7 protein-coding genes are annotated in these 6016 nt (G+C 68.7%); all 7 read left to right on the top strand.

Annotated features, from left to right (window positions below):
* Positions 1–131 precede the first annotated feature (131 nt).
* On the top strand, positions 132–821 hold the full coding sequence (cmk, locus tag AC1VTH_RS05945) for a (d)CMP kinase (RefSeq protein ID WP_481335240.1): 690 nt from the start codon (positions 132–134) through the stop codon (positions 819–821).
* Positions 818–1579 carry a lysophospholipid acyltransferase family protein gene (locus AC1VTH_RS05950; RefSeq protein ID WP_481335241.1) on the top strand — a complete coding sequence of 254 codons (762 nt, stop codon included), beginning with the start codon at positions 818–820 and terminating at the stop codon, positions 1577–1579. Before cmk ends, AC1VTH_RS05950 begins: the two co-directional genes overlap by 4 nt.
* 44 nt (positions 1580–1623) lie before the next feature.
* Positions 1624–2475 (top strand): 4-hydroxy-3-methylbut-2-enyl diphosphate reductase, encoded by an 852-nt coding sequence (gene ispH, locus AC1VTH_RS05955; RefSeq protein ID WP_481335242.1) that lies wholly within the window; start codon positions 1624–1626, stop codon positions 2473–2475.
* Between the two features lie 88 nt (positions 2476–2563).
* Positions 2564–3886, top strand: coding sequence for a ribosome biogenesis GTPase Der (gene der, locus AC1VTH_RS05960; protein WP_481335243.1), 1323 nt, complete (start codon positions 2564–2566; stop codon positions 3884–3886).
* Positions 3887–3919: 33 nt separating this feature from the next.
* A complete protein-coding gene (locus tag AC1VTH_RS05965; protein WP_481335244.1) occupies positions 3920–4615 on the top strand; it encodes a glycerol-3-phosphate acyltransferase in 696 nt (231 codons plus the stop codon).
* The gene (locus tag AC1VTH_RS05970) at positions 4612–5625 is read left to right on the top strand and encodes an NAD(P)H-dependent glycerol-3-phosphate dehydrogenase (RefSeq protein ID WP_481335245.1); all 1014 of its coding nucleotides are present in this window, start codon (positions 4612–4614) and stop codon (positions 5623–5625) included. The genes AC1VTH_RS05965 and AC1VTH_RS05970 overlap by 4 nt, the downstream gene beginning before the upstream one ends.
* Positions 5626–5670: 45 nt before the next feature.
* The coding region (locus tag AC1VTH_RS05975; protein ID WP_481335246.1) for a ribulose-phosphate 3-epimerase at positions 5671–6016 on the top strand (346 nt) is incomplete at its 3' end.

Below are 6016 nucleotides of genomic sequence, written 5' to 3' on the forward strand. Positions count from 1 at the left end.
CGGTGCACTCGGCCGCCGCGCAGACGCCGGCTACGTGCCGCACGACTCCGTGAGCGCCGCGGCCGAGTGCACCGAGCTCGACGACCTGTCAGAAAACTAGGGACCACACCCTCCAAGCGAAAGGACCCACCATGATCGTTGCCATCGACGGCCCCGCCGGGTCGGGCAAGTCAACCGTCGCGCGTGCCATGGCGGTGCGCGAGCACCTCACCTACCTCGACACGGGCGCGATGTATCGCTCCGTGACCGACGCCGCCCTCACCCGCGACCTCGACCTCGACGACGCGCGGGCCGTGAGCGAGCTTGCCCGCGACCTCGACATCGTGCTCGACAACGGCGAGCAGGGCCCCGTCGTCATCGTCGACGGCCAGGACCGCACGGACGCCATCCGCATGCCCGAGGTCGATGCCAACGTCTCGAAGGTTGCCGCCATCCCCGCCGTGCGCGAGGCCATGGTGGCGCTGCAGCGCAAGGCCGCCGAGAGCACGAGCGTCGTGGCCGAGGGTCGCGACATCGGAACCGTCGTGTTCCCCGCAGCCGAGGTCAAGGTCTTCCTCACCGCAGATCCCAGTGCCCGCGCCCGTCGCCGCGCGGTCCAGCGCCAGGGAGGCAACACCGCGACCGACGCAAACGCCCAAGCAAACGCCGAGGAGCAGGCTAAGATCGAGGCCGAACTCATCGAGCGCGACCGCAAGGACTCCACCCGCGCCACCGCCCCCCTCAAGCCCGCCGAGGACGCCGTCCACATCGACTCGACCGAGCTCACGGTCGACGAGGTCTGCGACAAGATCTGCGAGCTCATAGAAAGGGCACGCGCATGAGCGAGGCCAACGGCAACAAGCCCGTCAAGAAGCCACGAGAGCCCAAGAGCGCCGAGGGCGGCTATGACTTCGTCCGCAACGGCATGGACGAGTACCCTGCGCCCACCCGCGCGCTCTTCAAGTTCGTCGCCTTCGTGGTGAGCGTGTTCAGCCGCATCGTGTGGCCCACGAGCTTCGAGGGGCTCGACGACTTCGTCGACCACGTGAGGGACCACGGCTCGGTGCTCGTGATGAACCACACATCGATGGTCGAGCCGGTCGTGCTCATCTGCGAGCTGTGGCACCGCGGCGTCCGCGTGCGCCCGATCTACAAGATCGAGTTCGAGAAGATCGGCCCCGCCAAGTGGCTTTTCCGCAGGGTTGGCGGCATCCCCGTCGACCGTGGCACCGCAGACCTCAAGGCGCTCAAGGCCGCGCGCGACGCGCTCATGCGCGGCGAGACGGTGCTGATCTATCCCGAGGGCACGCGCATCAAGAACGACGAGCAGCCCGTCGAGATCCACGGAGGCTTCGCGATGATCGCCCAGATGGGGAAGAGCGACGTCGTGCCCTCCGCCGTCGTGGGCGCGGCAGACCCCTACAAGACGCGTCCCACGCGCAGGCGCAAGCCATACGTGCGCTTTGGCGTGCCGCTCACCTTTGACGAAGTGGGAGGCTCCGGACGCAAGGAGAAGGTCGCCAACATGGAGAAGGCCGCTATGGAGCAGGTCTACGCCCTGCGTGACGCCCTGCGCGAGGAGCACCCCGGCCTCTGGTAGGCCACCACGCCACGAGCAGCCCAAGACTAAGGAGCACCGACACGATGGCTCGCCCAACCATCACCATCGCAGACCACGCGGGAGCCTGCTACGGCGTTCAGCGCGCCCTCGACCTCGTCGACCAGGTCGCGGCAGACGCCACGGGACCCGTCCACACGCTGGGGCCGCTCATCCACAACCCACAGGTCGTGGCCGGCCTTGAGGCCAAGGGCGTCACCGTCGTGAGCGAGGTCCCCGATGCGGGCGAGGGGGACGACGTCACCCTCGTGCTGCGCACCCACGGCGTCGTGCCGCAGGTCGAGCGGCTCGCGGCGCAGCGCGGCCTTGCCGTCGTCGACGCCACCTGCCCCTACGTTAAGCGCGTCCATCATGCGGTCGAGCGCCTGCAGGGTCAGGGGTACCAGATCCTCGTGGTGGGGGAGTCGGGCCACCCCGAGGTCGAGGCGATTCTGGGCCACGCCCCTGGGGCCATCGCCGTAGCAGACGCCGCCGCGCTCGACGACGTCCACGTCGAGCCTCGCGTGGGCGTCGTCGTGCAGACCACGCAGGCCAAAGCCACACTCGACGCCGTCGTGTCGAGCCTCACCGGAGTCGCCCGCGAGGTATGCGTCGTGAACACCATCTGCGCCGCCACGAGCGAGCGCCAGAAGGCCGCCCGCGAGCTTGCCGCGCGCTCGGACGTCATGGTGGTCATCGGTGGCCGCAATTCCGCCAACACGACGCGCCTCGCCACGATCTGCTCGGCATCGTGCGCGGCGACGCACCACATCGAGACGTGCGACGAGCTCGACGCCTCGTGGTTCGAAGGGGCCGCCACGATCGGCGTCACCGCGGGGGCGAGCACGCCCACGGCACAGATCGACGAGCTCGTCGAGGCCATCGGCCGTCTTGTGTGATTGCGGCGGCTTTGGCGCCCACTCGCGAACGCCCCGCGAGCCCCATGCTAGAATTTCTCGTTTAGTACACCCGAGCAAGGAGCACTAAATGGCCAAGCCCATCGTCGCCATCGTCGGCCGCCCGAACGTCGGCAAGTCCACGCTGGTGAACCGCATAGCACAGAAGAAGGAAGCCATCGTCCACGAGAGCCGCGGCGTCACGCGCGACCGCAGCTACCACGAGGCCGACTGGAACGGCGTCGACTTCACGCTCGTCGACACGGGCGGCATCGAGACCGGCCGCTCCGACGACGCCTTCGCTGGCCACATCCGCGAGCAGGCCGAGGCGGCCTGCCAGGAGGCCGACGTCATCGTGTTCGTCGTCGACGCCACCACGGGCGTCACCGAGGAGGACGAGACGGTCGCGCGCATCCTGCGTCGCGCCGGCAAGCCCGTTTTCCTCGTCGCCAACAAGCTCGACAACCCCGCCGACGAGAAGACCCTCTGGGACTTCTACGCCCTGGGCCTCGGGGAGCCGCGCCCCATCTCGGCCACCCACGGCCACGGCACCGGCGACCTGCTCGACGAGGTCGTGGCGGCGCTGCCCGAGCCCGCCGAGGAGCCCGAGTACCCAGCCGACGCCCTGCGCGTCGCCATCATCGGACGCCCGAACGTGGGCAAGTCCTCGATCACCAACCGCTTCGCGGGCAAGAACCGCTCGATCGTCTCCGACGTCGCCGGCACCACGCGCGACGCGCTTGACGTCGTGGTCGAGCGCGAGGGCAAGCGTTACCGCCTCGTCGACACGGCTGGCATGCGCAAGCGCAACCTCGTCCACGAGGACGTCGAGTACTACAGCCTCGTGCGCGGGTTGCGCGCCATCGACGAGGCCGACGTGTGTCTGCTCGTGGTCGACGCCTCCGAGGGCGTCACCGAGCAGGACCAGAAGGTCGCGGGCCTTGCCATCGAACGCGGCTGCGCCCTCATTATCCTGCTTAACAAATGGGACCTCGTCCGTACCGAGGAGCAGCGCGAGGACGTCATGATGAGCGTCGCTCGCCGCATGACGTTTGCCCCCTGGGCTCCCGTCATCCGTGTCTCGGCCCTTACCGGCCGCTCGCTCGACAAGGTCTGGCCCGTCGTCGACCGCGTGGGCGAGGCCCACTCCGGCAAGGTCCCCACGGGCACGCTCAACAACCTGCTCGCCCAGATGCGCGAGAGCGGCCACACCGTCTCCAAGGGCGCCAAGCGCCTGCGCATCCAGTACGCCAACCAAACCGGCAACTGCCCCCCGGCCATCACGTTCTTCTGCAACTTCCCCGAGCTCGTCGACGACAACTTCAAGCGCTATCTCGAGAACCGCCTGCGTGAGCAGTTCAACCTCGAAGGTACGCCGGTGAGGCTGCGCTTCCGCAAGAAGCAGAGCTCGTAGGTTCGCGCACACCCGACCGGAGGTTTTCAGGACATGCAGGTCAACGTGGCGGCCCTCGTCGCCTATCTCGTCGCGACGTTCTTCGTCTGCGGCATTCCGTTTGGCAAGATCATCGCCCGCGCCAAGGGTGTGGACATCCAGCGCGTGGGCTCGGGAAACATCGGCACCACCAACGTCGCCCGCGAGATTGGCAAGGGCGCCGCTGTTCTCACGCTGCTCTTTGACGCCGGCAAGGGCGCGCTTGCCACGGGCCTCGCCGGCGCGCTCTTCCCGCAGTGGGTCACGGGCGGCGTCGCCTGCGACCCCACGGGCGCCGGCGCCTGGTGCGTGGGCCTCGTGATGATGGCGGCCGTCTGCGGCCACATCTTCTCGCCGTTCCTGGGGTTCCACGGCGGCAAGGGCATCGCCGTAGGCGTGGGGTCGCTGCTGGGCTTCGCCTGGCCCGTAGGGCTCATCGAGCTTGGCATCTTCATCGCGATCGCCTACCTCACAAAGCGCGTCTCGGCAGGCTCCGTCACGGTGGCCGGCATCGTCGGCCTCGTGCTCGCCCTCTTCTACGGGCCCAACCTGCCCCAGGACCTCATCGTCGAGGCCGCGGGCCTCGTCGTGGTGTGGGCGCACCGCTCCAACATCAGAAAGCTCGCCCGCGGCGAGGAGAAGCCCTTCTCGTTCCACAAGAAGGGCGACCCCGTTGCGCCCGACGACCCGTCCGTGGGGGCAGACAAGTGACGCGCGCGGCCGTCGTTGGCGCAGGCTCGTGGGGCATCGCCTTCTCCGGCCTGCTCGCGCACAACGTAGACGAGGTCGCGCTGTGGTGCCACTCGCAGGCATCCGCGCGCGAGCTTGACGAGAATCGCCGCAGCTCGCGCTACCTGAGGGACTACGAGCTCGGCCCCAACGTGAGCGCCACCGCAGACCTCGCCGAGGCCGTGCGCGGCGCCGACGCCGTGGTGCTCGCCACGCCCTCGTCGTTTCTGCGCGGCGTGGCCCACGAGCTGTCCTTCTATCTGGGGGCAGACACCGCCGTCCTCGTGCTCACGAAGGGCATCGAGCCCCACTCGGGCCTGCTTATGAGCGAGGTCGCGGCAGACGAGCTGGGTCACCCCGAGCGTGTGGCGGCGCTCAGCGGCCCCAACCACGCCGAGGAGGTGAGCCGCCAGATGTTCTCCGCGGCCGTCCTGGCAGCCCCCTCGACCGACCTCGCGCAGCGTCTACGCGGCATCGTGGCCACGCCGGCCTTCCGCGTCTACGTCTCGCAGGACCTGCGCGGCGTCGAGACGTGCGGCGCCGTCAAGAACGTCATCGCTATCGCCTGCGGCGCCTGCGCGGGCCTGGGGCTTGGCGATAACACGCTCGCCGCCATCATGACCCGTGGCATCGCAGAGATCGGAAGGCTCGTCGCAGCCCTCGGAGGGGAGCCCATGACCTGCATGGGCCTCGCCGGCATGGGCGACCTGGTCGCCACCTGCACCTCACGGCACTCGAGGAACCGTCGCTTTGGCGAGGCCTTCGTGCACGGCACCACGCTCGAGGAGTTCGAGGGCCGCTCGCACATGGTGGTAGAGGGCGCCCGCGCGGCCGAGAGCGTGCGCGAGCTCGCTCACGCCAGGGGAGTCGAGGTGCCCCTCGTCGACAGCGTGTGGGACCTCATCCACGGCGGCGTGGGCATCGAGAGCATCAGCGCCCAGCTCACGGGCCGCGCCCCCAACACCGAGTTCTACGGCATGGACCACAGCTAGCCCAGGCCGTTCGCACCATAGTCCGCAGCCTACGAAAGGAAGCACATGCTCGAAGACGTCATGATCGCTCCGTCGATCCTCTCCGCCGACATCGCCCACCTCGCCGCAGACCTCGAGGCCATCTCCACGGCCGACTACGTCCACGTCGACGTCATGGATGGCCATTTCGTGCCCAACCTCACGTTTGGTCCCAACGTCGTCAAGGCCGTCAAGGCCTGCACCGACGTCCCCGCCGACGTGCACCTCATGATCTCGAACCCCGACGAGATGGCCGTCGAGTACGCCCGCGCCGGCGCCGACCTCGTCTCCTTCCATGTCGAGGCCGCCACGCACGCCCACCGCATCGTTTCGGCCATCCACGAGGCGGGTGCCAAGGCCGGCATGGTCATCA

The sequence above is a fragment of the Parolsenella sp. genome (assembly GCF_982402205.1).